The sequence below is a fragment of the Halorhabdus sp. BNX81 genome (assembly GCF_029229925.1).
Lineage (GTDB): Archaea > Halobacteriota > Halobacteria > Halobacteriales > Haloarculaceae > Halorhabdus.
Genome location: NZ_CP107254.1, coordinates 1,412,230 through 1,439,192, shown reverse-complemented (window position 1 = coordinate 1,439,192; position 26,963 = coordinate 1,412,230). Strand labels below are relative to the sequence as shown.

The window sequence follows — 26,963 nt, the reverse complement described above, 5'->3', positions numbered from 1 at the left end:
CTTGTCCTGTAGGTCCACTTGTCGTGTCGCCGGCGCGGTCACTCCTCGTCGATAACCTCGATTCCGCGATTGTTGACCGCCGCCGGGTCGAGACCGACTTCTTCGAGGAACTTCTTATACTCCCGTTCGCACTGTTCGGCGTCTTTTTGTTTGTCGCTGGCGCGATCACACAGCGCGACCAGATCCTCGGGGACGTCGTTGGTGTGAACGATCCAGTGGTTGATGAGGTCTGAGAGTCGGCGGATCGGCGACGTGAAGTGGCCGTAGATTTCGAAGTTCAGGGCGTGGTGGCCGCCGAAGGGGTCGTTCATATACTTCGCCCGGGGCATCACTTTCATGACGGCCCACTGGATCTTGTCGAGTTGTCGTTTTGGGGCCTCCTCAAGTGTTGCGTTGACAGCCTGTCTGGGATCGTCCCAGGCCCCGCCCGGGATCGAGACGCCGTCTAGGTCCTGGATCTCCTGGAGCGCCTCGTTCCACTCCTCGGGACTGGGCTGTGGGTGAACGCGGTACATCGCTTCGACACCCTGCTCCCACATCAGCACGTGGGTGACGGCCTTGTTGGCCTTGAGCATACACTCCTCGATGATGGTATGTGCCCTGTCGCGCCGGGGGTTCAACACGAGCGACCCGTCTTCCTTCCGTTGCTCGTGCATCCGATCGGCCAGTTCCCACACAAGTTGGGTCTTCTCCGCGAGGTCGACCGACTGGTCCTCCAGTACGTCTTCGGCCGTTTCGGGTTCGTCGAGCAGCCGCTCGGCCTCAGTGTAAGTCAGTCGCGCATCGCTGCGGATGACGGACTTGTAGATCTCGATGTTCTCGTAGCCGAGGTTCTCGGGGTCGAGGTGCATCTCGACGGTGTGGGCCAGCCGATCCTCGTTGGGCACCAGCGAGCAGACTGTCTCGGCGAGGATCGGCGGCAGCATGTGGACAGTGTAGCCCGGTAGATAGACGGTGTTCGCCCGTTCGACGGCCGAACGCCACATCGCGGTGTCAGGATTCACGTAGTGGGTCACGTCGGCGATGTGGACCCACAGGACGATCTCGTCCTCGCGGTGCTCGATCGAGATGGCGTCGTCGAAGTCCTGGGCGTCGATCGGGTCGGTCGTCCAGGTCGTCATCTCCCGGAGGTCGCGGCGCTCGTCGATCTCGTCTTCGATCTCGCTTCCGACGTCCTCGGTTCGCGCGTTCGCCTCTTCGAGGACTTCCGGTGGGAATCCGTCCGGGATCTCGAACTTCTCGAAGAGCTCCTCCCGTTTGTTCTCGAGGTGGCGAGCGAGTTCCTCGTCGATTTCGACGGGCCCCTGGCCCTCTGGCGTGCCCGCGGCGGCCTGGTCGTCGTCCTGCTGGGCGGTCATGGCACCCGCTACGGGGACCCGCTAGGTAGGCGTTTCGACAAACAATCGATTTATCCCGACTCGCGACCAGCCATCGCACATGAACGTCAAATCCCGCCACCACCTTCGGGCCGACGCGATCGACGAGATCGAAGACGCACTCGCCGATGGACTGGACGTCGAACTGGACGCCGACACCTACGAGAAAGTCACCTTCGAGGACAGCGACTGGGAAGTCGTCCTCGTCGAGGGCGAGCCCGCGGTCTTCTACGTTCCCGACGACGAATCGCCGGACAGCACGGACGATCCGTTCCTCACGGTCCGTGGCGCGAACGCGTATCCACCCGCCGAGAACGTCGTCACCGTCGACGCCGGCGCGATTTCGTTTGTCTCCGACGGGGCCGACGTGATGCGGCCCGGCATCGTCGACGCCGACGATTCGATCGAGAGTGGCGATCTGGTCGTCATCAGCGAGGAGAACCACGGCAAGATTCTGGCCGTCGGCCGCGCACGCGTCGACGGGTCACAAATGCTTGGCGACGAAGGAAAGGTCGTCGACACGATCCACCACGTCGGCGACGACCTCTACGAGTTTTCCGGGTGACCTGACGACGGTCGCCGGTCGTGAACGCCTTCCCCTCGCGATCAGCGTTCGTCCTGCCGCCACACGAACCGTTTTTTCCATCGGGCCGGACAACTATGTCATGAGTTCACATTTTACTCGGCGGGAGATGCTCACAGCGGGGATGACAGCGATCGGGGGTGGACTTGCAGGCTGTTCCGATGGATCGGAGACGCCAACTACCAGTGAGACAGTTGACGCCAGCGAGACCCCATCGACCCCGAGCGAAACAGCGACGACTGAGACGGACGAAGCACCGAGTGAACCTGAAGAGGGGGCCCTGCCGGGGAGCGTCGGTGTCGAGCAAATCGCCGACGGATTCACGGCACCTGTCGGTGTCGAGTTCCTGCCGAACGACGACGTGTTGCTCGTTGCCGATCAGGTCGGCACGATCCACGTCGTTTCGGGCGGGACAGTTCGGGACGAACCGCTGATCGACCTCCGGGACCGGATGGTCGACGTCTCGGGCTACGAGGAGCGGGGGCTGCTCGGCTTTGCGTTGCCCCCGGACTATCCCGCGGACGATCGCCTGTTCGTCCGCTACAGTGCCCCACCGCAACCCGGAACCCCTGAGGGGTACTCCCATACGTTTGCTCTCTCGTCGTTTACGCTCGATACGGACGCACTCCTCGCGGCGCCTGATACCGAACAGCGGATCCTCGAACTCCCGGAGCCACAGACAAATCATAACGCCGGTGCGATCGAGTTCGGGCCGGAGGAACACCTCTACGTCGCCGTCGGCGACGGTGGCGGGGCTGACGATACCGGCAACGGGCATGTTTCGGACTGGTACGATGCAAATGCGGGCGGGAACGGACAGGACGTCACCGAGAATCTCCTGGGGGGCATCCTCCGGATCGACGTCACCGACACCGGGGACGAGCCGTATCAGATCCCCGCTGACAACCCGCTCGTTGGCCGGGACGGACGCTCCGAGTACTACGCCTGGGGATTGCGCAACCCCTGGCGGATGGCGTTTCACGACGGCGAGTTGTACGCGGCGGACGTCGGCCAGGGCCGCTTCGAGGAGGTCAACCACGTCACGAACGGCGGGAATTACGGCTGGAACGTCCGTGAGGGAACACAGTGTTTCTCGCCCGGATCGTCGGCCGATGCTTGCCCGACCGAAACCCCGGACGGCGAACCCCTGCTCGATCCGGTTATCGAGTACCCTCACAGCGGGCAGCCGGTCAGCGGCGTCGCGGTCATCGGCGGGCAGTTCTACGCGGGTGAGTCGATTCCTGGGCTTCGTGATCGATACCTCTTCGCCGACTGGCAAGCTGACGGGACCTTGTTCGTCGGCACACCGACGGAGGACGGGCTCTGGGAGACGACGACGCTGCCGGTTGACGATGATAGCTTCGGCTCGCTGGTGCTGGCGTTCGGTCGCGATGGGGCCGGCGAGATCTACGTCTGTACGAGTGACCGGGGCCAGCTAGTCGGTTCGACGGGGGCCGTCTGCCGACTCACACAGGCATAACAGTCCGACTGACAGTGAGTCGGACCCTGGATTAGCCAGGCAGGATGATGTTAATGCCGCCGACGACGAGACCCACGAGGCCGGTCCGGAGCCCCGCGATGACCCAGTTCTGCTCCGAGAGGTTCCCCATGTACGCCCCGAAGACGAACAGGAGGGAGACGCCGATCAACACGCCGATGACCGTCGCCCACAGCATCGAGAGTGTGACGCCGACGAAAAAATACGGGATGATCGGGAGCAACATCCCGATCGTCGGGCCGAGGCCGCTCATCGCGGCGTTGACCTTCCGGGCGTCGCCTTTCCGTTCGTGGAGTTCCGTTCCCTCCAGTCCGGTGAGCATTTTCTCCTCGACTGCCTTGAGTTCGGCGAGCTTTTCGGCGCGCTCGATCTCCCAGACGCTCCAGACGCCGGAGGCGGCCAGCCCGACGGTCCCGCCAGCGACGACCCGTACGATCTCCATGCTCGATTGGCTCCCACCCAGGAACGAACCGACGATGATGCCGATGGTGGTGAGCGTCCCGTCGAAGCCGTTCGAGATGAAGTATCGACGAGAGATCGAGCGGACGTCCTCGTCCTCTAAGAGTTCCCGAAGGTCGGCCAATCTCGAGGACACGGGTCAGTCCTGGTGGGTCGCGCTTTCCTCGACCATGCGATCGCCACAGACGACCTCGTCGACGGAGTGAACCGTCCCGCCGAGGTCCTCGACCGCCGTCGTGACGCTCCCGTCGTCGATCCCCTCTCCCTCGATCGTGATCTTGAGGTTCTGGACGTCCTTGTCCGATTCCAGCAGCGAGACGTTCGCCCCCTCGACGCCGTCGAGGTCGGCGATCGTCCGGGCGAACTCGACGTTCTCGATCTCGTTGGGTTTCAGGAGGTCGATGACCAGCCGTCTGATCGTACTCATTGTTTGTAGCGGTTGCGGGTCGATCTGTATAGTTCAAACGGTCGAATGTGGACAAGATTTATATAAGATGAGTGATATTAATTGACATGGTATTGTTCGCCCTTCTTCAGTCTCTCCACTCACGGGTGTTCACCGACAACTGGCGACCAGTTGTCGCTGGCATTGCCGTGATGTTGGGGATTGGGCTTTTGAGTATCGGTACTGGAAATCCGGAACTCCTGTTCGCTACGTCCGGAATTGGCGGACTCGTCGCTGGGTTCTTGTTCGGCAAGCACAGCACAGCGACGACTGGGCTCGGATTGCGTGTCGGGTTGATCGGCGCTAGCCTGGCCATGTGCATCGGGCTAGTGTTGCTGGCAAGTGGCAGCTGGGCGCTGGTCTATGACGCGACCGGCGATGGCGCGGGCGTGACTGGCGTGTCAGGGATCGGTGGTGGAGAATCGGGCGTGGCTGAATCGGATATGGGGGAAGCAGGTGTCGACGAAGCAACGACAGGCGACTCGGGCGTCGAAGAACTTAGTGCCGGCATATCGATGGGATTTTTGCTCGTTTTCGGTATGCTCTTCATTCCGGCAAGTGCGCTGATCGCACTGATTGGAAGTATTGTCGGGACCAACGTCAGGCAGGCAGTGATCCCGGATAAATACAATCCACCGCTTTTCTGAGGCCATCAAGGAATGACCGCGATGAACCCCCCGGCTCGTCCGTCGGGGACAACCCACTATCTAGCTCCGTTGGTACACCGATTCGACTGCCACCCGTCCGATCGAACTCAGTCGTTCGTTCGATTCTCTGAAGGAACGTACCCGCATTCTGTCTAGTTCTCACGGTCAAAAATGATAAAGATTTATAGTGCTTTTTTGAGAATCACGAATATGAGCATCCCTGCTCAACAGCAGTCCCTCCAAACCCGCGTTTTCGGTACGAACCCGCACCCAGTGGTCGTGGGGTTCACGATCATGGCGCTGACGGCTGTCGTCGGGGCGTCTATCGGCCGATTCGATGTAGCCCTCTTGAGTCCGGCGGTTGGTGGACTCGCTGGCGGGTTTCAGTTCGGAAAGAACACCTTCGCCGCTGGGGGGGTCGGATTCCGTATCGGGATCACTGCCGCTGTCATGATCTGGGTCGGGAGCGTGGTGCTTTTGATCCTCCTCATCGGGCTTGACAGTCTCGGAGTAGCACTCGGAGAGCTCGGGACGAGTGTGACCAATGCTGTCTGGCTGTTTTCGCTTCGTGGGATCGGGTGGATCCCGGTGAGTGGCATATTGGGCATGATCGGGAGTGCAGTCGGGACGAACCTTCGACGGATGCTCGTCCCACACGAATACAATCCGCCCCTCCACTGAGAACATTCACCCAGGGGATCGCTACGTGTCCTCGATCACTGTCCCTGGAATCACATCGACGCTCGCGACGGTGTCCTCGGCGGCGACGTCCATGATCGTGACGCCCATCGTGTTCCGGCCGACCGTCGAGACGTCTTCGACCGGACACCGCATGATCTGTCCGGCGGCACTCATGACGATCAGGTGATCGTCGTCGGAAACGGCGTTGACGGCCGTGACCGACCCATTCCGATCACCGGTCTTGATGTCGATGAGTCCTTTGCCGTACCGAGATTGCGTGCGATACTCCGAGAGGGGCGTTCGCTTGCCGTACCCGCGCTCGGTGACCGTCAGCAGTGCTTGCTCGTCGCTTTCGTCGGTTGCAACCAATCCGGCAACGCTGTCGCCGTCCTCCAGATCGATCCCCCGGACCCCACGGGCCGTCCGACCCATCTGGCGGGCCTCGGTCTCGTCGAACCGGATCGTCATCCCGTCTGCGGTGGCGATCACGAGGTCGCTGTCACCGTCGGTCACGACAGCGTCGATGAGTTCGTCGCCGTCTTCGAGCTTTGCGGCGATGATGCCCGTCGAGAGGATGTTCTCGAACGCCGAACAGCAGGTCCGCTTGACGTATCCCTGGCGGGTCACCATCGTGATGCACTCGTCGTCGTCGATCTCGTCCATACTGACGACAGCGGTGATCTCTTCACCGTCGTCGAAGTCGATGAGATTGACGGCGGATTTCCCGCGCGCAGTCCGGGACATTTCCGGGATCTCGTAGGTCCGTAATCGGTAGACCTGGCCGTGGTTCGTGAAGGCGAGCAGATAGTCGTGCGTGTTCGCGCGGAAGACCGTCGAGACACGGTCGCCCTCCTTGGGATCGGCACCGATGATACCCTTTCCGCCGCGGTGCTGGGCGTCGAAGCGGTCCGCAGGCATGCGCTTGATGTAGTCGTCCTCGGTGACGACGACCAGACACTCCTCTTCCGGGATGAGGTCCTCACGGGTGACCGTGCCGTCGTCCTCGACGATGCTCGTCCGGCGGTCGTCGTCGTACTCCTCGGCGACGGCCCGGAGTTCGTCCTTGATGACGTCGAGCAACTCGCTTTCGTCGTTCAGGATCGTCTCTAACCGTTCGATCTCGGCCTGGACTTCCTCGTACTCTTCTTCGACCTCGGCGGTTTCCATCGAGGTGAGGCTGCCGAGTTGCATCCGGACGATGTGCTGGGCCTGTTCCGTCGAGAAGTCGAACGTTTCTTCGAGCGCGGCCTTGGCCTCGTCGCGATCTTCGGAGTCCCGGATCAGATCGACGACGCTGTCGACGTTCCCGAGGGCTTTCAGTCGGCCTTCGAGGATGTGCGCGCGGTCCTCGGCTTCCGCGAGGTCGAACTCCGAGCGCCGACGGACGACTTCCTTCCGGTGGGCGACGTATTCCTCCAAGGTCTCCTTTAAGGTGAGCACGCGGGGCTCGCCGTCGACTAAGGCGAGGTTGATGACGCCAAAAGTCGATTCGAGGTGGTGATCAAGCAGTTGGTTCTCGACGACATCGACGTTCGCCCCGCGCTTGCACTCGATGACGATCCGGACCCCGTTGCGGTCAGACTCGTCACGGAGGTCCGAGACGCCCTCGATGATCCCCTCGTTGACGTCGTCGGCGATCCGCTCGACCATGCGGGCTTTGTTCTCCTGGAAGGGGATCTCCGTGATCACGATCCGGGGGCGGCCCGAATCCGTCTCCTCGAACTCGTACTCGGCGCGAACGGTCAGTCGACCCCGGCCCGTGGCGTAGGCCGAGTGGATCGCGTTCTTCCCGACGATGTTCGCGCCGGTCGGGAAGTCCGGCCCCTTGACGTACTCCATGAGGTCGGCAACCTCGGCATCGGGATTGTCGATCAGGTGGATCGTCGCGTCGATGACTTCGCCGAGATTGTGCGGCGGGATGTTCGTGGACATCCCGACCGCGATCCCGGAGGAACCGTTGACCAGCAGGTTCGGGAACGCCGACGGCAACACTTCGGGCTCTTCGAGGCGGTCGTCGTAGTTAGCCTGGAAGTCGACCGTGTCTTTCTCGATATCCGCGAGCAGTTCCTCGGCGATCGGTGCCATCCTGGCCTCAGTGTACCGCATCGCTGCGGCCGGGTCACCGTCCATCGACCCGAAGTTCCCTTGCCCGTCGATCAGCGGGTACCGCATCGAGAAGTCCTGGGCCATCCGCACCAGGGTGTCGTAGATCGCGCTGTCCCCATGCGGGTGATAGTCACCCATCACTTCGCCGACAACTGACGAGGACTTGCGGTGAGACGACCCCGAGGAGACACCCATCTCGTGCATCGCATAGAGGATGCGCCGATGGACGGGTTTGAGGCCGTCACGGACGTCCGGGAGGGCGCGTCCGGCGATGACGCTCATCGCGTAGTCGATGTAACTCTGCTCCATCTCGTCTTCGATCCGGACGTGTTCGACGCGTGCGGCGTCGGCACTCACGTCCGGACCTTCTGGTACGTCTGAACTCATATGTCGACCCATTCGGCTTCCGGCGAGTGCTCTTTGATGAACTGCTTGCGCGGTTCGACGGCGTCACCCATCAACACCGAGAACATCTTGTCGGCGGCCGCGGCGTCGTCGATGGTGATCTGCTTGAGGAAGCGATTCTCCGGGTTCATCGTCGTATCCCAGAGCTGCTGGGGATTCATCTCGCCCAGCCCCTTGAACCGCTGGATCTGTGTCGGATTGCCGTTGCATTTCTCCTCGATGATCTCGTCCCGTTCGGCATCCGTCATCGCGTCGTAGGTTTCCCCACGGTACCGGATCCGATAGAGCGGCGGCCGAGCCGCGTAGATGTTGCCGCCTTCGAGCAACGGTCGCATGTGGCGATAGAAGAACGTGAGAAGCAACGTTCGAATATGTGCGCCGTCGACGTCGGCGTCAGTGGCGAAGATGATCTTCTCGTATCGCAACTCGTCGTGGTCGAACTCGTCGCCGACGCCGGTACCCAGCGCGGTGATGATATTCCGGATCTGATCGTTCTCCAAGATCCGGTCGAGACGGTGTTTCTCGACGTTGAGGATCTTCCCGCGGATCGGCAGGACGGCCTGGAAGTCGGGATCGCGAGCCTGCTTTGCGCTCCCGCCCGCGCTGTCCCCTTCGGCGATAAACAGCTCCGCCCGGCTGGGATCTTTCGTCTGGCAGTCGGCCAGCTTGCCCGGCAGCGCCGTCGACTCCAGGGCGCTTTTTCGGCGGGTTAGTTCCTCGGCTTTCTGTGCGGCTTTGCGGGCCTTGGCGGCCTCGACGGCCTTCCGAACGATCGCCTGGGCGACGTCGGGGTTCTCCTCGAAGTACGTCCCGATGTTCTGGTGCATCGCACTCTCGACGACGCCCCGAACCTCGCTGTTGCCGAGTTTGGTCTTGGTCTGGCCTTCGAACTGGGGATCGGGGTGTTTGATCGAGATGACTGCCGTCAGTCCCTCTCGGATGTCCTCGCCCTTGAGTGTCTCCTCAAGATCAGAGAGGAGGTCGTTGCTGGTGGCGTAATCGTTGACGACCCGGGTCAACGCGGTTTTGAACCCGGTGAGGTGAGTCCCACCCTCGCGGGTGTTGATATTGTTCGCGAAGGCGTGGATCGAACCCTGCAACTCGGTGGTCGCCTGGAGGGCCACCTCGACCTGGATGTCCTGGTCCTCGTCTTCGAAGTACACAACCTCGTCGTGTAGCGGGTCCTTGGTCTCGTTCAAGTACTCGACGAACTCCCGGATTCCGCCCTCGTATTTGAACGTTTCCGCAGTCCCCTCGCGCTCGTCGGCGAGCGTAATCTCGACCCCGGAGTTGAGGAAGGCGAGTTCCCGGAGGCGGTTCGCGAGCGTCGAGAACTGGAAGTCGGTCGTCTCGAAGATTTCCCCGTCGGGCCAAAACCTGATCGTCGTGCCCGTTTCATCGGGGTCGTCCAGCGAACTGACCTCCGTGAGGTCGTCCGCGGGCGCGCCGTGGTCGAAGGTCTGCTTCCAGACGCCCCCCTCCCGGCTCACCTCGACCTCGAGTTTCTCCGAGAGGGCGTTGACGACCGAGACGCCGACGCCGTGAAGCCCCCCCGAAACCTGGTAGGACTTGTTGTCGAACTTCCCGCCGGCGTGTAACACCGTCATGATGACTTCGACGGCCGGCCGGTCGTACTCGTCGTGAATATCGATCGGAATCCCCCGACCGTCGTCGCTCACGGAGACAGAGCCATCGTCGTGGATCGTGACCTCGATGTGGTCACAGTGTCCCGCGAGCGCCTCGTCGATGGCGTTGTCGACTACCTCGTAGACGAGGTGATGCAATCCCCTGGTATCGGTAGAGCCGATATACATTGCCGGTCGCTTCTGGACGGCTTGTAACCCCTCCAGCACCTGAATCTGGCCGGCTCCGTAGGCGTTGTCGTCGCTCATAAAAAACCTTGATGGGAAGTTACGTCTGGGGGGTCTTAAATTTCACGTGCGCGCGGGCATGTGCGGTGGATTTGGGAAGAAATGATACAAACAATTTATACGATCGGCGCCGAAAGTAGGTACCAACATGGCAAACGAACAGTGTGGTGGGCTACTGACTAACAGATCAGTGGCAACCGTCTTCAATCTCCCGGTGGGTCGTGGGACGGGTCGGGTAGGATACCGTCGATCAAGTGGACCGTTCCCCTCCGAGGGCCAAGCATGAGCGAAAACGACGATTCGGCGCTTGCCCGGCAGTTAGAACACTTCGGGCTCTCGGATACCGAAATCCAGACGTATCTGGCTGTCCTCGAACACGGAGAGGCAAAGGCGAGTACGATCGCCGACGCGACCGGCGTTTCCAAGCGATACGTCTACAGCGTGTGTGAGGAACTCGAAGATCAGGGATTCGTCGAGGTCAACGACCACGTCGTCCCGACGAAGATCCGTGCCAAGCGACCGGAAGACGTCATCGAGATCCTCTCGAATCGCCTCGACGAAATCGAACCGGCACTCGAACGCCGCTTTTCGGAAGCCGAGACACGCCCACAGCGCTTCGACGTCATCAAGTCCCGGGTCACAGTGGTCAAACGCATCGGCGAGTACATCGACGACGCCGAGCAACGTGTTGCACTCTCGATCCCGTATTCGACGCTCCCCCAAGTCGTCGAGGAGTTACAGGCTGCCGTCGACCGCGGCGTGTTCGTCCTCCTGTTGGTAACTGACGTCGACTCGGACCCAGCTGACTTCACCGAGTACGATCGCCCGATCGCGAGTGTCGTTCGGAGCTGGAACGTCCCGATTCCGGTCATGTTGGCCGTCGATCACGAACTCGGCATCATCTCGTCTTCGGAGATGATGACGGTCGCAAACAGCGACGAGCGCGCGATCTCGCTGGTACAGGACCGGATCGTCCCGACGCTGTTCGGATCGTTCCTGGCGAACTTCTGGTCGAGCGCCGACCAACAGTACGTGATCGATGCTGCGTCGCTGCCGGGGACCTACGAGAGCATCGAACAGGCCGTTTTCCAGGCGACGCTGCACCTGCGAAATGACACTGCGATTACTGCCCGGGTCGAAGCGACGCCGGCCGCTTCCGAGACGGACACCGAAACGGTCACCGGCCGGGTCGTCGCGACCCGTCAGGGGGTCGTCGACCCGATTACGAACGAGTTCCCGATCGAACACACGCTCGTGCTGGAGACCGATGAGGGACGGACGACGGTCGGCGGCCACGGAGCCTTCTTGGAGGAATACGCCGCCAGGACGGTCACACTCGAGGCCGCTGAGTGAGCGCCAACGGCCGAGCCATCGACCACCCGGAAGGCTTTAACCCGACCGCGGTCCCTGATTTGATAGAGAATGCCATCGATGCAGTCAACGCTCGGCGAAGAGGGGATCGCCGAGGAACTGGCCGCAAGTCAGCGCCAGATCTCCATCGCCGAGTTCTTCGAGAAAAACAAGCACATGCTCGGGTTCGACTCGGGAGCCCGCGCACTCGTCACGGCCGTCAAAGAAGGTGTCGACAACAGCCTCGACGCCTGCGAGGAGGCCGATATCTTCCCCGACGTCTACGTCGAAATCGAGGACGTCGGCGAGTACTACCGGCTGGTCATCGAGGACAACGGTCCGGGGATCACGCGCGAACAACTCCCCAAAGTCTTCGGGAAGCTGCTGTACGGCAGCCGGTTTCACAAACGGGAGCAGAATCGCGGTCAGCAGGGGATCGGAATCTCCGCAGCCGTCCTCTATTCGCAGTTGACGTCCGGCAAGCCCGCCAAGATCACCTCCCGGACGAAGGGCAGCGAGGAGGCCCACTACTTCGAGTTGATCATCGACACCGACACCAACGAGCCCGAGATCGACGTCGACGAGACGACGGCCTGGGATCGCCCCCACGGGACGCGAATCGAACTCGAACTGGAAGCTAATCTCCGGGCGCGCCAGCAACTGCACGATTACATCAAGCACACGGCCGTGGTTAATCCACATGCCCGTATCGAGTTCCACGAACCGAACATGGCCGAGCCGGCGAAGTTCGAGCGCGTCGAGGGCGCGGATCTCCCGGCCGAGACCGAAGAGATCCGTCCCCACCCCCACGGCGTCGAACTCGGGACGGTACTCAAGATGCTCGATGCCACCGATTCGTATTCCGTGTCCGGCTTCTTGCAGGGGGAGTTCACCCGCGTGGGTGGGAAGACGTCGGACAAGATCCTCGACAACTTCCGGGATCGGCACTTCGGCCGCGAGATGGCCTGGCAGCCACCACAGGTTCACGAAGGTGACGTCGAGGTGGCCGTCAGGGCTGCCGTCGCCAACAAGGGTAAAGACGCCACCAAATCCTTCGCCCGTGAGGTGGCCGACGCCGTCGATGGTCGCGAACGGATCGCCCATCACCAGCTCCGTACGATCGTCGACGAGGCAGCCGAAACCGCCGCCGAGGGCTTCGGGACGACGTTCGGCAGCACCGTCCGGGAGAAAGCCACGGCGGCAGCCTGGGCCCAGATCGTCGGGGACACGGACGAGGGCGATCAGCGCGAGACGCTGGCCTCGGACCTCTATGGCCTGGTCGACGAAGCCACCAGCAAACGAAAAGACGACGCGACGATCGAAGGGCTGGCCGACCGCATCGCCTCGAAGTTCGCCGATAGGGATGACCGCCACCGTTGCACCCGCGAGCAGCTCGCCGAGTACGTCGAGCGAGCCGCCGAAAACACCGAGGAGTACGACGACGCGACGATCGGTGAAACCGCCCGCGAGAACGTTGTCGAAGCGGTTTGGAGCGTGATGGCGACGGTCCCTGACGACGTGCCGAACGTCGCGACCCTTGCCGACGACCGCGACGCGGCCGCCGAACTCTTAGAAGCGATGCGTGAGACCGAGATCATCGCGCCGCCGACCGGCTGTCTCGCCCCGATCTCCGAGCGGCTCGTCGAGGAAGGGCTCCGCAAGGAGTTCGATGCCGACTTCTACGCCGCATCCACGCGGGACGCCTCTGTCCACGGCGGCGATCCGTTCATCGTCGAGGCCGGGATCGCCTATGGCGGCGAACTTGAGGAAGGGGGGCCGGTCGACGTAATGCGATTCGCGAACCGCGTCCCGCTGGTCTACCAGCGTGGGGCGTGTGCGACGACGGACGTCGTCAAGACGATCAACTGGCGCAACTACGGGCTCGACCAGCCGGGCGGCAGCGGCATTCCCAGCGGGCCGGCCGTCGTGATGGTCCACGTCGCCTCGACGAACGTCCCCTTCACGAGCGAATCGAAGGACGCCATCGCCAACATCCCCGAGATCGAAGACGAGATCGAACTCGCGATCCGGGAGGCGGCCCGCGAACTCAAGTCGTTCCTCAACGAGCGGCGGTCGCGTCGTCAGCGCCGCGAAAAGCAGGACAAACTCGGGACGATCCTCCCGGAGATGGCGACGAAGCTGACTGCGGTGACCGGGCGCGCAGAGTTGAACATCGACGATTCGCTGGCCCGGATCATGAACAACGTCCTCCTCGAGCGGGAGCGCGAGGACGGGACAGTCAGTCTTGTCGTCGAGAACAACGACAGCACGAACGCCGACGTCGAGATCACGGAGATCGTGACCGCCGAGCCGGTGAGCGTCGATGCCGACGGTGACGAGGCCCGCGTCGTCGAGATGGACGGCGAGTGGTTCATCAAGTGGTCGCCGACCGTTTCGAGTGGCGACGAGGCGGTTCTGACCTACGAGGTCAGCGAGGACGCAGCGTTCGACATTTCGGTCGAGGGTATCGCCGAGGAGAAACTCACAGTGGACGGTGAACAATGAGCACGGACACAGACGGAACCGACGGAACCGACGGGGACGCCCGCGAGCGGTTGATCGAGCTGGCGGCACAGTTCTACGACCAGTTCGACCGCGGTGACGTGCCCCACATGGACGTCCCGACCCGGACGAAGACCAACATCGAGTACGACCCCGAACAGAAAGTCTGGGTCTACGGCGATCGGAAGAGTACACGCTCGGCCAACAGCGTTCGGGGGGCACAGAAGCTCCTGAAGGTCATCTATTCGATCGACTTCCTCGCGAATCAACTCGAAGAAGACCGCTCTTCGACGCTGCGTGAACTGTACTACCTCAGCGAATCCTGGGACCTCGACGAGGCGCAGTTCAACAGCCAGGACGAGTCAAATCAGATCATCGAGGACTTGGAAATCGTCTCGGACGTGCGCCGTGAGGAGTTCCATATGCGTCCCGAGGAGTCCGGCGCGAAGGTGATGGGCCCGTTGCGACTTCGGGAGCAAACCAACCGCGGGGATCGGGAGATCCACTGCCAGGACGACGTGGGCCAGGGCGGCTATCAGATCCCGAACGACCCCGACACCATCGAGTTCCTTGACAACGACGCCGACTTCGTCCTCTGTGTCGAGACCGGTGGTATGCGCGATCGACTCGTCGAGAACGGCTTCGACGACGAGTACAACGCCCTCGTGGTCCATCTGGGCGGCCAGCCTGCCCGTGCGACCCGCCGGCTGACCAAGCGACTCCACGACGAACTTGATCTGCCGGTGACGGTGTTCACTGACGGTGACCCGTGGTCCTACCGGATCTACGGATCGGTCGCCTACGGGTCGATCAAATCCGCCCACCTCTCGAAGTACCTCGCGACGCCGGAAGCGCAGTTCATCGGCGTCCAGCCCGAGGACATCGTCGAGTACGACCTCCCGACCGACCCCCTCGCGGATTCGGACGTCAACGCCCTCGAATCAGAACTCGAAGACCCCCGCTTCCAGACCGATTACTGGGAGGAACAGATCGAACTCCAGCTCGACATCGACAAGAAGTCCGAACAGCAGGCCCTGGCCTCCTACGGCCTCGACTTCGTGACTGATACGTATCTACCCGAGCGTCTCGAAGCGATGGGTATTCTGTAGCGAATATAGCCGTCTTCCGGCAGTCGGCACGTCGCCTCAGTTCGTCGTCGTGATCTCGACGACGTCACGGTGATCGAGTTCCGTCTCCGCGCCGACCTGACGCTCCGAACGGACGTCGTGAGCGTGAAGAAAGCCCTCGCCGATGTCGGTATGCAGGAAATACGCGAAGTCCTCTGCCGTCGAGCCGTCGGGGAGGACGAAACAGTCCTGCAAAAAGGTGCCGTCGTCCTGTGGCTTGCGCGCGCCAGGGAAGACGGCGATCGCGTCTAACACTTCGAACAGCGCCGTTTCGATGACGTCCTGGACACCTGTCCCGCCGTAGGCTCCGATGAACTCGCGGATCTCTTCGAGGCCCGCTGCTTTTGCCTCGGGGAGGTCAGCCGTCACTTCGAAGTCCTCGTCACCGGGCCGGTAGTCCAGCACACCCTGTTCGTTGCCGTTCTTCAACGCCTTTTCGGCATGGGCCGAGACAGGTACGAACGTCAGGTGCTCGTAGTCGGGATCGCTCGTCACCGCGTCCCAGTTGTCCTGTGCGGCCTCGGTGTCCATCTTGTTGGCCGCGATGACGATTGGCTTGGTCCGCATCCGGATCTCGCGGGCCAGAGCTTGCCGATCGGCTTCGTCCCACGTGTCGGGATCGAGTTCTAACTCTTCGGCGAGGATGACCTGCTTGATCTCGTCTTCACCGATCCCGAACGCCGAGAGCTGTTCGGCGAGGTCGGCCTCGATGTCCCCATCTGCGCCATTATACCCCGTCTGGTGGCGCTCGATCCCCTTCTCGAAGACATCGACATACCACATGTCGAGTTCGTTCTCCAGGAAGTCGATGTCCGCGCGTGGGTCGTGATCCGTCGTCGGTTCGCCTTCCAGATCCGTCTCGCCGGTGAAATCGACGACGTGGATCAGGACGTCCGCCTCGTTCAGGTCCGAGAGGAACTGATTGCCGAGCCCCTTGCCCTCGTGAGCGCCGGGGACGAGCCCCGCGACGTCAACCAGCTTCGTCGGGACGAAGCGGACGCCATCGTCACAGTAGCCGTGATTCGGCGTGCAGGTGTGGCCGAATTCGGGGGCTGCACACTCGACCCGGACGTACGCCTCGCCGACCGAGGGGTCGATCGTCGTGAACGGATAGGCCCCCTCCGGCACGTCGTTCATCGTCGCCGCATTGAAGAACGTGGACTTCCCCACCGAGGGTTTGCCCACGAGACCGATCTTGTAGCTCATTGGCGACTAGCGGGCCATGGGCGGCTAAAGCGTTCTCAATCGACGGGACAGCGGGTGTAAGTACCACACATGGGGTGGCCGTCAGGACGCACTCGGCCAGCCCACGCGGCCCCATCCATCCGGGCATGAGTGAAGCGATGGCTCGCCGGTCGTCCAACGGCGTCATTTGGCGGTAGGCGTTCCGTCGGTGGCCCACACTGGCCACTTGCCCGGGGGATGTCGGATTTCCGCCATCGAGGCACAAGGACTTTCGACGTCGGGCTGTATCCTTATCGAAATGACAGGCGTTCGTGAACATGCGTCACAGCACGATTCCATCGCGGACCTCCCGCTGGTGACCGAGTTGGCCCGGATCACCGATGTCGTCGCGATGGACGCCGACCGCCGCTCGGACGTCGAGGACGCCGTCACCCGACAACTCGAAACGGCAGGGCTCGGAGGTACGTACGGTTCGCTCGACGATCCAGAAACGTGGGACAAGTTGTCCGAACGGCTTGTCGAGGACGGGCATGCGGACGTGGCTCGAACCGTGACGACGTTGTCGAGGCGCTATCATCGACCGACGCCGATGCTCACGCGCGTCCGGTTCGAGACCGACGAGGACGTAGATTTCGTCGCGGGACAGTACGTCGGCTTTCAGTACGACGGCATCCCACGGGCCTACTCGCTGTCGGGCTCGCCGACGCGCGAGGACCTCGAGATCTGTGTCCGGCGCGTCCCGGGCGGCCGGCTGTCGCCGCGGATCTGTGACGACCTCTCACCCGGCGATTCGGTCACCATCCGCGGCCCGTACGGCGAACTCGTCCTCGGCGATCACTCGCCGCGGGACACGGTGTTCGTCGCGACCGGCACGGGTGTCGCCCCGCTGAAGAGCATGATCGACTACATCTTCGAGACTGGGCGCGATGAGTACGCCGGGGAGAAGCGTGACATCTGGCTGTTCCTCGGGGCCGACTGGGACGACGATCTGCCATACCGCGAGGAGCTCCGCGAACTCGATCGAACGCACGAGAACTTTCACTTCGTGCCGTGTCTCGTCTTCGAGCCGCTACTGGCCGACTGGGACGGGGAGACGGAGTTCGTCCAGCACAGCCTGCTCAAACATGTCGATCCGTCGGTCGTGACGGCAGGGCTCGGCAAGCCGCTCGAAGGCTGGCTCCGGAAACGACCGCGGTCTGGTGTCGATGCCCGACTCGATCCGTCCACCATGGACGTCTACGCCTGCGGAATCAACGCGATGGTGTATGGACTCGTCAGGGTGGTCGAAGAGCTCGGTGTCCCCCAAACCCGGATCGAAGCCGAAGGGTTCGGGTAGCGGAGCCGGAGCGTTCACTCGCCGGTGGCGGACGAGCTATTATCTGTTCCGCACCCGTCGAAACCACCATGGCTGACATGACTGCCGACGAAGCCCTGGAGAAGTACGGGCCCAGCGAGACGACTCGGGCGGATTTCCTGGAGATCGACGATCCGAACTACGCCCCCGAGAACGTCGCCATCGTCACGGGTGGCGGGGCGGGGATCGGGCGCGCGACCGCCCACGCGTTCGCGGCGAACGGCCTGACCGTTGTCGCCACTGACCGGGACGAAGCGGGACTCGCGGACACGCGATCAAAAGCGGCTGCCATGGATCTTCCGGGGGAAGTCGTCACCGTCGCCGGGGACCTGGCCGACGACGACGCGCTCGAACGGATCGTCGATCGGGCGGGCGAGCACGGATCGCTCCGGTACCTGATCAACAACGCGGGGATCCAGACCGTCGCCCCCATCGAGGCGTTCCCGATCGAGAAGTACGACCTGATGCACGACGTGATGCAGCGCGCGCCGCTCGTGCTGAGCAAACACTGTCTCCCGCACTTCAGAGCGAACGACGACGGCCGCGGCGTCGTGGGCAACATGTGCTCGGTCCACGGTCACATCGTCACCCGGGACAAAGTGGCCTACAACACCATCAAGTTCGGCCTCCGTGGACTGACCCAGTCGATCGCCGCCGAGGGCGAGGGGCAGGTCCGGGCCTTTTCGGTCAGTACGGCCTACGTCAAGACCGCACTCGTCGCGAAGCAACTCCCCGACACCGCCGACCGACGCGGAATGACCGTCAAGGAGGTCGTCGAGAACGTCATGCTCGAACGCACCCGCGTCAAGGAGATGATGGAACCCTACGAGGTCGCGAACCTCTTCGTGATGGGGTGTTCGGAACACAGCAACCACCTCAACGGGGGCGACATGACCCACGAGGGTGGGATGAGTCTGACATACTGACGAGCGACGACGCGGGTCGATCCCCCCTCGTGACGGCCGCACGCGGAGCCGTCACCACATGAGTGATCGCTGGCTGTATCCATGGGGACTGGGCTCCGTGGCGTTCGGGAGGTGCCTCGCTTCTCGTGCCGCGGTACATCGTCGAACTGGGCGCGTCGCCGGTCCAGCTCGGCGTGTTGGCCTCGACGGCCGCGATCGTCGGGGGCCCGGGATCGATCTTGTTCGGCCGACTTGCCGACCGTGTCGACCGCCGGCGTGACGCGTCAGTCCTCCAGGTACGTCTCCTCGATCCCCTGATCGCCGCCGAGCAGGCCAGTCAGCGACCGCGTCCCCCTGTCGAACACCGTGACGAGCGGGCCCAGGATCCATTCGACGGCGGCGATCGGGCGCGAGACCCGCAGACTCCAGGCTTCGGCGTGTCCGAGTCCGTAGGACTTCGGGACGATCTCGCCGAAGACGAGGATGAGGACGGTCGTCGCCAGCGTCGAAAGCACGACCGTGATCCCGGGCGGGACGTACGTCGCGACCAGCAGCGTGACGATGCTCGTGATCGCGATGTTGACGAGGTTGTTGCCGACCAGCAGCGTGACCAGCAGCCGGTGTGGGTTCCCGCGTAACTCCTGCAGTGTCAGACTCGCCGCCGACTCATCGGCCGCGGCGGCCTGGATCCAGTCCGCGGGCAGCGAGAACAGCGCCGATTCGCTGCTGGAGAAAAAGGCGCTGACGCCCAGCAGGATGGCGACGGCGACGACCGAGGGAACCAGTGTCGAGAGGACGCTCATACGGACCCATCCCTCCGCACACTCAAGAGCGTTGGCCGGCCGGTCAGCCGGCGTCGTGGTCCGACAGGAACCTCCGAGCCGACTCCCGTCCGTCCTCGATCAGCGTCTCGATGAATTGCGGATCCCGATCGAGCTTCGTGTGCCAGTCGAGGTTCCGGGTCAGCCGATCGTCTCGACCAGCGGGATGACTTCCCGTAACTCGGCGGGCCAGGACGCCGGGATCAGCGAGACGTCGGTCATCATCAGCGCCGGCGACTTGGCGATGGCGTCGCCGGCCATCAGCATGCCCGACAGCGTCGCCATGAACGGCAGCAGCGTCCAGACGCCGTCGACCCACCCCTCCATGGTCGCCCGCGGGCCCGTCCCGGCGGCGAGCGCCCCCAGAAACGTCAGGAACGTGAGTATTATTTCGATCGTGTATGGGTCCGGAATGTATCGCAACGACCATTCGGAGAACTACTCCCCAGTCCGCCGTATCGGATCGAGCAGGGACATCGGCGTATGCTATCAAAGGATAGACGTTCTGTGAAAAGCATTCCGCCGAGCGGAGCACGGCCATTTATCTGTCCGCGGGCTGACTACATTGATGGAGTGAAAATTCCAATGGCAATACTCGATTCGTTCGGCGGCCTGGTCGCGAGTCTCATCGCGGCCCTGGTACTGTTGGTGTTCGCAATATTGAGCTTCTTCGTGACGGTGTTCATCGTGGACGCCGGCGCGGGGCTGGCGGGACTGTCACCGGACGCCGGCTTCGTGACGTTGTCGGCGGCGATCATTTCGGCTGCCGCGATCATCGGCGGCGCGTCGCCGCTGACCGGCCTCGCTGGGGAGTGAAGAATCACCGATACCGGTTCAAGTGGTTGCGTCTGTCGTGAGGGTTGGACACCCCGGTTGGACAGACCGGTCCACGCAACCGCGAGGTCTTTCCATCCGTGCCGAACTCTCTGTCGCGGTCGATTGGTGCGCATACTTCCCATTCCGGTCCCCGTAGCCGTTCATCGAACGGGGTTCAACTACTCTGTATTTCGAACAGGTCGATCGCCTTCGTGCGAGCGATAGCAAGCGGGCGCTGAGGGATTTGAACCGAATGGAGACGGTCCTGCTTGCCTCGCTTCGCTCGGCTGCGCGGGCTGCGACTGCCAGGGTTCAAATCCCTCAGAATGACGAATTCGTCGCTCGCGAATTGCGAGCGACAGAAGTACGGGCGCTGAGGGATTTGAACCCCCGACAGCTTGGTCCGAAGCCAAGTACTCTGTCCAGGCTGAGCTAAGCGCCCACGGAGCCGTGGCCGACCCTTCGCATTACCCCAAAACGTACCCACTGTAAAAAATGTCTCTATCCGTCCCGGCGACCCCACCTCATTTCCCAGATTGCGCCACGCTTTTCCATACCATGCCCATAATATTCCCAATGCCTGTCACTGACGACGAGCTAATGGCCGAGATCCTCGAAACGAGCGAGACAATCGCAGTTGTGGGTTGCTCATCGACACCCGGCAAGGCCGCTCACGATATCCCGAAGTACCTGTTGGAAGCGGGCTACGACGTGATCCCCGTCAATCCCTTCGCCGAAACCATCTTCGGCCGTGATGCGTACGACTCCCTGCTGGCCGTCCCCGACGAGGTCGACGTCGTCAACGTGTTCCGCCCGGGCGAGGAAGTCCCCGATATCGTCGAGAGTGCACTCGACCGCGAGGACGACGCCGTGATCTGGCTTCAGGAGGGGATCACCCACGACGAGAGCGCGCGAAAGGCGGAAGCTGCGGGTCGCCAATTCGTTCAGGACCGGTGTATGAAGGTCGAACACCAGCGGCTGCTCGGGTGATCCGTCCGGGGCCCGAATCGATGCCCAGCATCACTTGCCAGGTGGTGGCGTTCACTGATTAGGCGTCACTGGTTTCGGCGTCGACATCGGCGGCCTCACTCCTGTTCCCATCAGTGTCGCCTGCTTTGTCGGTGACCTCCGCACCCTCTTCGACGGCGTCGATGTCGGCATCTGCGATCACGGTCTCGACATCGAGGCCCTGGCTTTCGGCGATGGCTTCGATCAGAGCGCGTTGTTCGGCGAGATCAGTCTCGATCTCGTCGACTTGCTCGCTCGTGGTCGCGACCTCCTCGCGGAGTGACTGGACTTGCCCGCGGAGTTGGTTCATCTTTTCGTAGAGATCCTCTGCCGCACTGGTGACTTTCTGCAGTTTTTTGGCCGTGTCTCCGAATCCCATGCCCAGCAATTGCGACTCGGGATTTGTGCGCTTTTCGGTGGGGATCGACGAGCGTCGGTGTTAAGATACCGGCGGTCGGACTGCCTGCTATGAACCGAATGCGTCTCGCGCCAGCCGTCGGGATCCTCGCGTGTCTGTCGTTTCTGGGCGCGTTGGTGTTTCCGTTCCGCGCTGGATCGGTGAGCACGTACTATACGTCAGGGGCGCTGAATCCTCTCTTTGGTGGGTTATTTGCCCTGGTCACGGTGATCGTCTTTGCCGCGGGTCGGGAAGATCGCACGGATCCGCCACTGGCAGCCGGTGTCGCACTGGCGCTTGGTATCCTGATCGCAGCGATCGTCGTTCTCTGGCTCGTGACCGCCCGAACGGACGTCCTCTCGATCACCTGGCTCCACCGGTATGCACTCGCCGGGACGGCGGTCGCGATCCCGATCACGGCGATCTGGTACGCTCGCGAATTGGGAATCTGGTGAGCGGTCGTTTCGCCAGCAAATCCACGAGCCGAAAGGCCCTTATGGGTTAGTGAGGAAGAGTAAACTGGACTAGGCCGGGCGGTTAGGCCCCGCTCTTTCCCCGCGCTATGGTCTTCAGCGGGGGCCAAACCCCGGGGGCGTCCGTGCAGACGGGCGCGGGCCCCGTTAGCCAACGTCGAAGCCTCGTCCTGCGGGGGTAGCGGTCGACGCTGAATCGCCTGCAGGGGCGTGCCGGTGTCGTTAACCGGGGGCAATCCGCCAGGCGCGGAAGCGAGCAGCGGACCCCCGGACACCTGCCGCTCGCAGGGTCGCGGGGTGGAGGAGGCACGCGGGATTCCCCACGCTCGAACGCCGGGCAATCCCGGGCGTCCACTCCATTCATACCGATTCAGCAATCAGTGAGCGATGGGTCCCAAAACTCCATCCCGTTGGATCGCCGTCACGCGATCGAAATAGCCAGGGATTTATTCGCCCCTATCGATCACACTGTGTCCCAATGTCCACGGAGAAGTACCCGTCCGTTTCGCTGCACAACGTCGCGGAGTTGGAGAACGCGGAATGGACAACTCAGGGCGATCGACTGTCTCGCGTCCCGGAATCAGTCAGAAGTGACCTGAACGAGGAGGCACGTCACAGAGTTCGCCATCCCACGCACAGCGAGATTCGGTTCGTCCCCGAAGACGACACCGAGGAGATCGAGATCACGCTCTCGGCTCCCGAGCGAGCGGAGCTTCGGATCTTCTGGGGGTCGTTTCAGCCGTGGGAGGCCAAGGCGATCGATTCGACGCCGAAGACGTTCACGCTCGGTGTGCCCGAGCGATTAGCTGAACTCGATGACAGCGTCGACGAGGGCCGATTCGATCCGCGCGTCTGCTGGATCGCCTTCGAGCGGTTCGTCCCCGTCGCACTCCACGACGTCGCCGGGGACTGTCGCCCACCGACAGCGGCGGAACTCCCGGACCGGCGGTATCTCGCGTACGGCACCTCGATCACCGAGGGGGCGAAAGCTTCCGCGGCACACTTGAGCTTCGTCACACAGATCGCGCGGGCCAACGACTACGACGTGGTGAACCTCGGCTGTTCCGGGTCGGCGTACGCGGACCCCGCGATGGCCGAGTACATCGCCGATCGCGAGGATTGGGACGTCGCGACGCTGGCGCTGTCGGTCAACATGGCGAACGCCGAGTTCACGAGGGCCGAGTTCCGCGAGCGCGCCGAGTACTTCGTCAATACCATCGCACAAGCCCATCCCGAGAAACCGGTCGTTTGCGTGACGCTGTTCCCGTACTTCGCCGACGTCACCGAATCGGGCGATCCGGCGCGCGCCGAAGCGTTCCGGAGTGCCTTGGGAACTGTCGTCGAAGACTCACCGCACCAAAATGTCTCCCTTGTCGACGGCACGGAGCTTCTCGACGCATCGGAACTCACCTGGGACATCCTCCATCCTGCTGACGAGGGGATGCGTTCCATCGCGGCGGGGCTGGCACCGCGCCTCGACGAACGCCGAAAATAATTCTCGCGTTGTCACAGATCGTTTGCGGACGCCGTTTACTCCTCGGTAGCGAGAGGACCGGAGCCCGCGAGTTCGAGTTCACCACCGATCGTGCGGTTGGGGTACGGGATGTTGATGTCGGCCTCGTCGAAGCGTTCCTTGACAGTCTTGACGTATTCGGCGCGGATCTTCACGAAGTCCGACCGGCTTGGATTCGAGATCCAGATCCGAGATTGCAGACCCACAGAGGAATCGCCAAGTTCGACGAGTCGAACCGACGGGGCGGGATCCTCAAGGATCTCGTCGTGTGCCTCGGCCTCCTCGATGATGATCTCAGTCGCCGCGTCGATGTCGTCGTCGTAGCCGATACCGAAGGTGAACTTCATCCGAAGCTCGTCTTTGGCCACGGGGTTTTTGATGACGCCGTCGGTCAAGTGGGAGTTGGGAACGGTGAGCAGTTCGTTGTCGAACGTGCGGATCCGAGTCACCCGGAGGCTGATGTCCTCGACGACCCCGGAGTGGTCGTCCCATTCGATCCAGTCGCCGATCCGGAACGGTTTGTCGGTGAAGATGAACACGCCGGCGACGAAGTTCGCGATGACGTCCTGCATCGCGAAGCCGATGGCGAGCGTCGCGGCGGCGGCGATGGTCGCCAGCGACGTGAGGAAGTTGCCGAACCCGGCCATCTGGAAGGCGACGGCGACGGCAACGAAGACGATCAGGCCCCGCGTGAGCTTCAGAATCGGTATCGATGCGTGTTTGTCCACGCCACGTGATCGCAGGCCACGTCGGACGATGGGCTGGACTGTGGCACGACCGAGAAGCGACACCAGCCCGAGCACGAGGACGAACGTGATCGTCGAGCCGATCGCCCCCGCATACGGGACGTTCTGTTCGGCAAGCAGATCACTGATGACGCCCACCAGCGGCACGAACGTGATCGAGCTCATCGTTTGAGAACAGTTGTGTGGCCCCGTGTGTCCACGACCGTTGCGTTCGTCCGCTCGGCAAGCTCCGCGGCGAGCGTCGCCGGTTCGCCCTCGGATCGAGCGGCACGTAAGAACTTGACCTTGACCAGGCCGCGTTCGTGCAACTGATCACCGAGTTCGTCGACGACCGCGTCGAGCCCCTTTTTGCCGACCCAGACCGTCACGTCCAGGTCATGCATCGCGTTTTCGGGTGTCACGTCACTCATACCCCGTTGTTCGTCCCCAGACTGTTTGAAGCTTCGGCACTGGACCGGGGTTGAGCCACCACAGCGGCGCAGAAAATGTCGTTGACGAACGATCGGCTACTGGTCGTCGTAGGGATAGCGAGCGTGGCTACCACAGTCACAGGTGATCACGACGTGACCGTTCTGCGTGCGGACGCGGGCCGATCGACCGGGAAGCAAGTACGCCCCACAGTCCGCACACGTGAATCGATCGAACCGGTCGGGTAGTGACAACCGATGGCGCTGGGCGATACGTTTCGCCCGGCGAACGTGGCTTCGAGCCCGTTGGTCCTTTCCGGAACGGGCAGCCTCGCGGGCTGCTTCGTGCAGCCGCTGAATCCGCTCTGTGGCGATGGCTGCGTCATCACTCATTGGCTAGCGATAGCGGCGAGTCGCGGTTAGGGATGTCGATCCGCCGTCGAAACAAGTCACAACGCATTAATCACTCGTCGCCGAATCCACGGTCAGCATGAGTCTGCCGTCCGTCGCCGCGTTCACCGACACCTATCTCCCGACGGTCAACGGCGTCACCTACACGGTCCAGTCCTGGCGCGACGCCTGGCACCGTCGAGGCGGTGATATGCCGATCATCTACCCCGCTGCCGACGACTACGAACCTGGCGATCGGGAGTATCCGGTCCGGAGCCTGCCGTTTCCGTTCTACGAGGGATTCCGGATCGGCGTCCCGCAGGTCCCGGACCAAGTTGGCGAGATGGACCTCGTCCACGCTCACACGCCCTTCGGGCTCGGAATGAGTGCAAAGCGAGTTGCACGTTCACAGGATCTCCCGCTGGTCGCCTCCTATCACACGCCGACCAGTGAATACGCGTCGTACGTCTCGCTTGGTGATCGCGTCGAGCGGACGATCCGCAAGACGGCCCAGAGTTACGAACGATGGTTCTTCGATCGTGCCGACGTGGTGGTCACGCCGAGCGAGCGGACACGCGAGCACGTCCGTGAATCGGTTGGCGTGTCAACGCCCGTCGAGGTGGTCTCGAACGGCGTCGACATCGAGCGGTTCAAGCCCGTCGAGACGGCCGACTTCCGTGATCGATACGACCTGCCCGAGGACCGGCCGATCGTCGGGTACACCGGCCGCCACGGCTACGAGAAGTGTCTGCCGGACATCGTCGCTGCCACCGACGGGATGGACGTTACGGTCGTCTTCGGCGGCGACGGCCCCGCCCGCGAGGACCTCGAGTCCCGTGCCGCCGCGGCCGACGTCGACGTCCGCTTCCTCGGGTTTCTCCCCCGCGAGGAGTTGCCCGCGTTTTACTCCGTCATTGACGCCTTTGCGTTCCCGAGTCCCGTCGAAACCCAGGGACTGGTCGCCCTGGAGGCCAACGCCTGCGGGACGCCAGTCGCCGGCGTCGACAGCGGCGCACTCTCAGTCACTATCGAGGACGGCGTCACCGGCTACACGTATCCCCAAGGAGACATCGGGGCCTTCCGGGAGGCAATCGAGCGCGTGCTCGACGAACGCGAGGCACTCGGCGAGGCATGTCTCGACAGCCGGGAGGCGATCAGCATCGAGAACGCCGTCGACACGCTCGAAGACGTTTATCGGGACCTGCTGTGAATTACGGGCGACAGTCCGCGTCAGGTGACCTGACAGCAATGTGGACGTCCGCTCGACGCTCAGGCGAGTCCCCTTCCAGGGATAGCTCTTCTCTGATGGACACCGGGACGGTGTAGGTTCCCGGCTCGATATCGTCGCCGACGGACACGGTATACGAAATCGAGACCGTCCTATCCCGGCCCCAACTCCAGACTGGTGGGTCCGACTCCAGCGTTGCGTTCGGCGACGGGTCGGTCCCCGTCACCGTCGCCTCGAAGTGCTCAGTGACGAGATCCGTCCCGACCGAAACGAACGACGATTCGGCGACATCAACCGTCAGCGTCCCGTCCCTGGATTCGCCCGGATAGAGACAGATCGACGCGCCGGCGTTGATCCGATCTGACTCGACCGTGTCCGTTTGATTCGCTTCACCTTCCGATTCGGACTCCTGTCCAGGTTTAACACTATCCGCCGGCGTCCGCGACGGTGTGGCCGACTGGTCACCGGTCGACCCGTCGCCCGTCGGCGTGACTGTTCCGTTTTGCTCGTCCGGTCGTCTCGTCTCCACGCTGGCCTCTGAACCCAGGACTGCCGACCCGATGCCGCCAACGGCAGCCAGACCGGCCACGGCCCCGGCGATGACTGATCGCCGCTTCACATCACCAGGTCCACATTTATTCGGTAAATGCTTTGTGACAGTCCGTGAGAA

27 protein-coding genes, 1 tRNA gene, 1 other RNA gene and 1 pseudogene are annotated in these 26,963 nt (G+C 62.7%); 16 read left to right on the top strand and 14 right to left on the bottom strand.

The window, feature by feature from the left end; translation table 11 throughout:
- Positions 1 to 38 precede the first annotated feature (38 nt).
- Complete coding sequence (locus tag HBNXHr_RS07250) at positions 39 to 1,358, bottom strand: ribonuclease R family protein (protein WP_275736576.1); 1,320 nt, start codon at positions 1,356 to 1,358, stop codon at positions 39 to 41.
- 79 nt (positions 1,359 to 1,437) lie between these two features.
- Here HBNXHr_RS07250 and HBNXHr_RS07245 point away from each other — a divergent pair, with 79 nt between their 5' ends.
- Entirely contained in the window at positions 1,438 to 1,941 is a 504-nt protein-coding gene (locus tag HBNXHr_RS07245; protein ID WP_275881639.1) for an RNA-binding protein, read from the top strand.
- A gap of 100 nt (positions 1,942 to 2,041) precedes the next feature.
- Complete coding sequence (locus tag HBNXHr_RS07240) at positions 2,042 to 3,439, top strand: PQQ-dependent sugar dehydrogenase (protein WP_275881638.1); 1,398 nt, start codon at positions 2,042 to 2,044, stop codon at positions 3,437 to 3,439.
- Positions 3,440 to 3,470: 31 nt separating this feature from the next.
- On the opposite strand, the gene HBNXHr_RS07235 is transcribed toward HBNXHr_RS07240, so the two are convergent.
- Entirely contained in the window at positions 3,471 to 4,052 is a 582-nt protein-coding gene (locus tag HBNXHr_RS07235) for a VIT1/CCC1 transporter family protein (RefSeq protein WP_275736573.1), read from the bottom strand.
- Between the two features lie 3 nt (positions 4,053 to 4,055).
- Positions 4,056 to 4,343, bottom strand: a complete 288-nt coding sequence (locus HBNXHr_RS07230) for a DUF211 domain-containing protein (protein ID WP_275736572.1) — start codon at positions 4,341 to 4,343, stop codon at positions 4,056 to 4,058.
- An 86-nt stretch (positions 4,344 to 4,429) separates the two neighbouring features.
- Here HBNXHr_RS07230 and HBNXHr_RS07225 point away from each other — a divergent pair, with 86 nt between their 5' ends.
- Entirely contained in the window at positions 4,430 to 5,008 is a 579-nt protein-coding gene (locus HBNXHr_RS07225) for a hypothetical protein (RefSeq protein WP_275881637.1), read from the top strand.
- A 210-nt stretch (positions 5,009 to 5,218) separates the two neighbouring features.
- Positions 5,219 to 5,689, top strand: coding sequence for a hypothetical protein (locus HBNXHr_RS07220; protein WP_275881636.1), 471 nt, complete (start codon positions 5,219 to 5,221; stop codon positions 5,687 to 5,689).
- 21 nt (positions 5,690 to 5,710) lie between these two features.
- Here HBNXHr_RS07220 and gyrA read toward each other — a convergent pair whose 3' ends face one another.
- The gene (gyrA, locus tag HBNXHr_RS07215; RefSeq protein WP_275881635.1) at positions 5,711 to 8,182 is read right to left on the bottom strand and encodes a DNA gyrase subunit A; all 2,472 of its coding nucleotides are present in this window, start codon (positions 8,180 to 8,182) and stop codon (positions 5,711 to 5,713) included.
- Positions 8,179 to 10,092, bottom strand: a complete 1,914-nt coding sequence (gene gyrB, locus HBNXHr_RS07210; RefSeq protein ID WP_275736568.1) for a DNA topoisomerase (ATP-hydrolyzing) subunit B — start codon at positions 10,090 to 10,092, stop codon at positions 8,179 to 8,181. Before gyrB ends, gyrA begins: the two co-directional genes overlap by 4 nt.
- 261 nt (positions 10,093 to 10,353) lie before the next feature.
- On the opposite strand from gyrB, the gene HBNXHr_RS07205 reads away from it, so the two are divergent.
- The 3 genes from HBNXHr_RS07205 to HBNXHr_RS07195 all read left to right on the top strand — a co-directional run bounded on the left by HBNXHr_RS07205 (position 10,354) and on the right by HBNXHr_RS07195 (position 15,032).
- Complete coding sequence (locus tag HBNXHr_RS07205; RefSeq protein WP_275736567.1) at positions 10,354 to 11,424, top strand: TrmB family transcriptional regulator; 1,071 nt, start codon at positions 10,354 to 10,356, stop codon at positions 11,422 to 11,424.
- Positions 11,425 to 11,493: 69 nt separating this feature from the next.
- Entirely contained in the window at positions 11,494 to 13,926 is a 2,433-nt protein-coding gene (locus tag HBNXHr_RS07200) for a DNA topoisomerase VI subunit B (RefSeq protein WP_275881634.1), read from the top strand.
- Entirely contained in the window at positions 13,923 to 15,032 is a 1,110-nt protein-coding gene (locus tag HBNXHr_RS07195) for a DNA topoisomerase IV subunit A (RefSeq protein ID WP_275881633.1), read from the top strand. The genes HBNXHr_RS07200 and HBNXHr_RS07195 overlap by 4 nt, the downstream gene beginning before the upstream one ends.
- A 36-nt stretch (positions 15,033 to 15,068) precedes the next feature.
- Here HBNXHr_RS07195 and HBNXHr_RS07190 read toward each other — a convergent pair whose 3' ends face one another.
- Positions 15,069 to 16,256: a redox-regulated ATPase YchF gene (locus HBNXHr_RS07190; RefSeq protein ID WP_275881632.1), complete on the bottom strand. Its 1,188-nt coding sequence runs from the start codon at positions 16,254 to 16,256 to the stop codon at positions 15,069 to 15,071.
- A gap of 277 nt (positions 16,257 to 16,533) precedes the next feature.
- Here HBNXHr_RS07190 and HBNXHr_RS07185 point away from each other — a divergent pair, with 277 nt between their 5' ends.
- From HBNXHr_RS07185 to HBNXHr_RS14315, 3 genes and pseudogenes are all read left to right on the top strand, one after another.
- Positions 16,534 to 17,571, top strand: coding sequence for an FAD-binding oxidoreductase (locus HBNXHr_RS07185; protein ID WP_275740831.1), 1,038 nt, complete (start codon positions 16,534 to 16,536; stop codon positions 17,569 to 17,571).
- A gap of 77 nt (positions 17,572 to 17,648) precedes the next feature.
- The gene (locus HBNXHr_RS07180) at positions 17,649 to 18,515 is read left to right on the top strand and encodes an SDR family NAD(P)-dependent oxidoreductase (RefSeq protein ID WP_345893721.1); all 867 of its coding nucleotides are present in this window, start codon (positions 17,649 to 17,651) and stop codon (positions 18,513 to 18,515) included.
- Positions 18,516 to 18,573: 58 nt separating this feature from the next.
- A pseudogene (locus tag HBNXHr_RS14315) lies at positions 18,574 to 18,772 on the top strand (MFS transporter); the annotation flags it as partial.
- A 6-nt stretch (positions 18,773 to 18,778) separates the two neighbouring features.
- Here HBNXHr_RS14315 and HBNXHr_RS07175 read toward each other — a convergent pair.
- Together HBNXHr_RS07175 and HBNXHr_RS07170 are read right to left on the bottom strand one after the other, a co-directional pair.
- The gene (locus HBNXHr_RS07175) at positions 18,779 to 19,297 is read right to left on the bottom strand and encodes a DUF21 domain-containing protein (RefSeq protein WP_275881630.1); all 519 of its coding nucleotides are present in this window, start codon (positions 19,295 to 19,297) and stop codon (positions 18,779 to 18,781) included.
- A 159-nt stretch (positions 19,298 to 19,456) separates the two neighbouring features.
- Entirely contained in the window at positions 19,457 to 19,738 is a 282-nt protein-coding gene (locus HBNXHr_RS07170; RefSeq protein WP_275881629.1) for a TIGR00366 family protein, read from the bottom strand.
- 162 nt (positions 19,739 to 19,900) lie between these two features.
- Here HBNXHr_RS07170 and HBNXHr_RS07165 point away from each other — a divergent pair, with 162 nt between their 5' ends.
- On the top strand, positions 19,901 to 20,131 hold the full coding sequence (locus tag HBNXHr_RS07165) for a hypothetical protein (RefSeq protein ID WP_275881628.1): 231 nt from the start codon (positions 19,901 to 19,903) through the stop codon (positions 20,129 to 20,131).
- Positions 20,132 to 20,498: 367 nt separating this feature from the next.
- Here the strand turns inward: HBNXHr_RS07165 and HBNXHr_RS07160 are convergent.
- Positions 20,499 to 20,573 (bottom strand) — tRNA-Arg (locus tag HBNXHr_RS07160).
- Positions 20,574 to 20,707: 134 nt separating this feature from the next.
- Between HBNXHr_RS07160 and HBNXHr_RS07155 the strand changes: the two genes are divergently transcribed.
- Positions 20,708 to 21,121 (top strand): CoA-binding protein, encoded by a 414-nt coding sequence (locus HBNXHr_RS07155; protein ID WP_275740821.1) that lies wholly within the window; start codon positions 20,708 to 20,710, stop codon positions 21,119 to 21,121.
- A 58-nt stretch (positions 21,122 to 21,179) separates the two neighbouring features.
- Here HBNXHr_RS07155 and HBNXHr_RS07150 read toward each other — a convergent pair whose 3' ends face one another.
- The gene (locus HBNXHr_RS07150) at positions 21,180 to 21,518 is read right to left on the bottom strand and encodes a DUF5798 family protein (protein WP_275740819.1); all 339 of its coding nucleotides are present in this window, start codon (positions 21,516 to 21,518) and stop codon (positions 21,180 to 21,182) included.
- Between the two features lie 89 nt (positions 21,519 to 21,607).
- Between HBNXHr_RS07150 and HBNXHr_RS07145 the strand changes: the two genes are divergently transcribed.
- From HBNXHr_RS07145 to HBNXHr_RS07135, 3 genes are all read left to right on the top strand, one after another.
- Positions 21,608 to 21,991, top strand: a complete 384-nt coding sequence (locus HBNXHr_RS07145; protein WP_275740817.1) for a hypothetical protein — start codon at positions 21,608 to 21,610, stop codon at positions 21,989 to 21,991.
- 62 nt (positions 21,992 to 22,053) lie between these two features.
- Positions 22,054 to 22,366, top strand: an RNA gene (ffs, locus tag HBNXHr_RS07140) — signal recognition particle sRNA.
- A gap of 121 nt (positions 22,367 to 22,487) precedes the next feature.
- Positions 22,488 to 23,504: an SGNH/GDSL hydrolase family protein gene (locus HBNXHr_RS07135; RefSeq protein WP_275881627.1), complete on the top strand. Its 1,017-nt coding sequence runs from the start codon at positions 22,488 to 22,490 to the stop codon at positions 23,502 to 23,504.
- A gap of 35 nt (positions 23,505 to 23,539) precedes the next feature.
- Here HBNXHr_RS07135 and HBNXHr_RS07130 read toward each other — a convergent pair whose 3' ends face one another.
- From HBNXHr_RS07130 to HBNXHr_RS07120, 3 genes are all read right to left on the bottom strand, one after another.
- Positions 23,540 to 24,433, bottom strand: a complete 894-nt coding sequence (locus tag HBNXHr_RS07130; RefSeq protein ID WP_275881626.1) for a mechanosensitive ion channel family protein — start codon at positions 24,431 to 24,433, stop codon at positions 23,540 to 23,542.
- Positions 24,430 to 24,678 (bottom strand): YhbY family RNA-binding protein, encoded by a 249-nt coding sequence (locus HBNXHr_RS07125; protein ID WP_275740812.1) that lies wholly within the window; start codon positions 24,676 to 24,678, stop codon positions 24,430 to 24,432. The genes HBNXHr_RS07130 and HBNXHr_RS07125 overlap by 4 nt, the downstream gene beginning before the upstream one ends.
- Before the next feature lie 96 nt (positions 24,679 to 24,774).
- On the bottom strand, positions 24,775 to 25,068 hold the full coding sequence (locus tag HBNXHr_RS07120) for a ribonuclease P protein component 4 (protein WP_275883689.1): 294 nt from the start codon (positions 25,066 to 25,068) through the stop codon (positions 24,775 to 24,777).
- 97 nt (positions 25,069 to 25,165) lie between these two features.
- Here HBNXHr_RS07120 and HBNXHr_RS07115 point away from each other — a divergent pair, with 97 nt between their 5' ends.
- Positions 25,166 to 26,275 carry a glycosyltransferase gene (locus HBNXHr_RS07115; RefSeq protein ID WP_275883688.1) on the top strand — a complete coding sequence of 370 codons (1,110 nt, stop codon included), beginning with the start codon at positions 25,166 to 25,168 and terminating at the stop codon, positions 26,273 to 26,275.
- A gap of 1 nt (position 26,276) precedes the next feature.
- Here HBNXHr_RS07115 and HBNXHr_RS07110 read toward each other — a convergent pair whose 3' ends face one another.
- Positions 26,277 to 26,912: a hypothetical protein gene (locus tag HBNXHr_RS07110; protein ID WP_275883687.1), complete on the bottom strand. Its 636-nt coding sequence runs from the start codon at positions 26,910 to 26,912 to the stop codon at positions 26,277 to 26,279.
- Between the last annotated feature and the right edge of the window lie 51 nt (positions 26,913 to 26,963).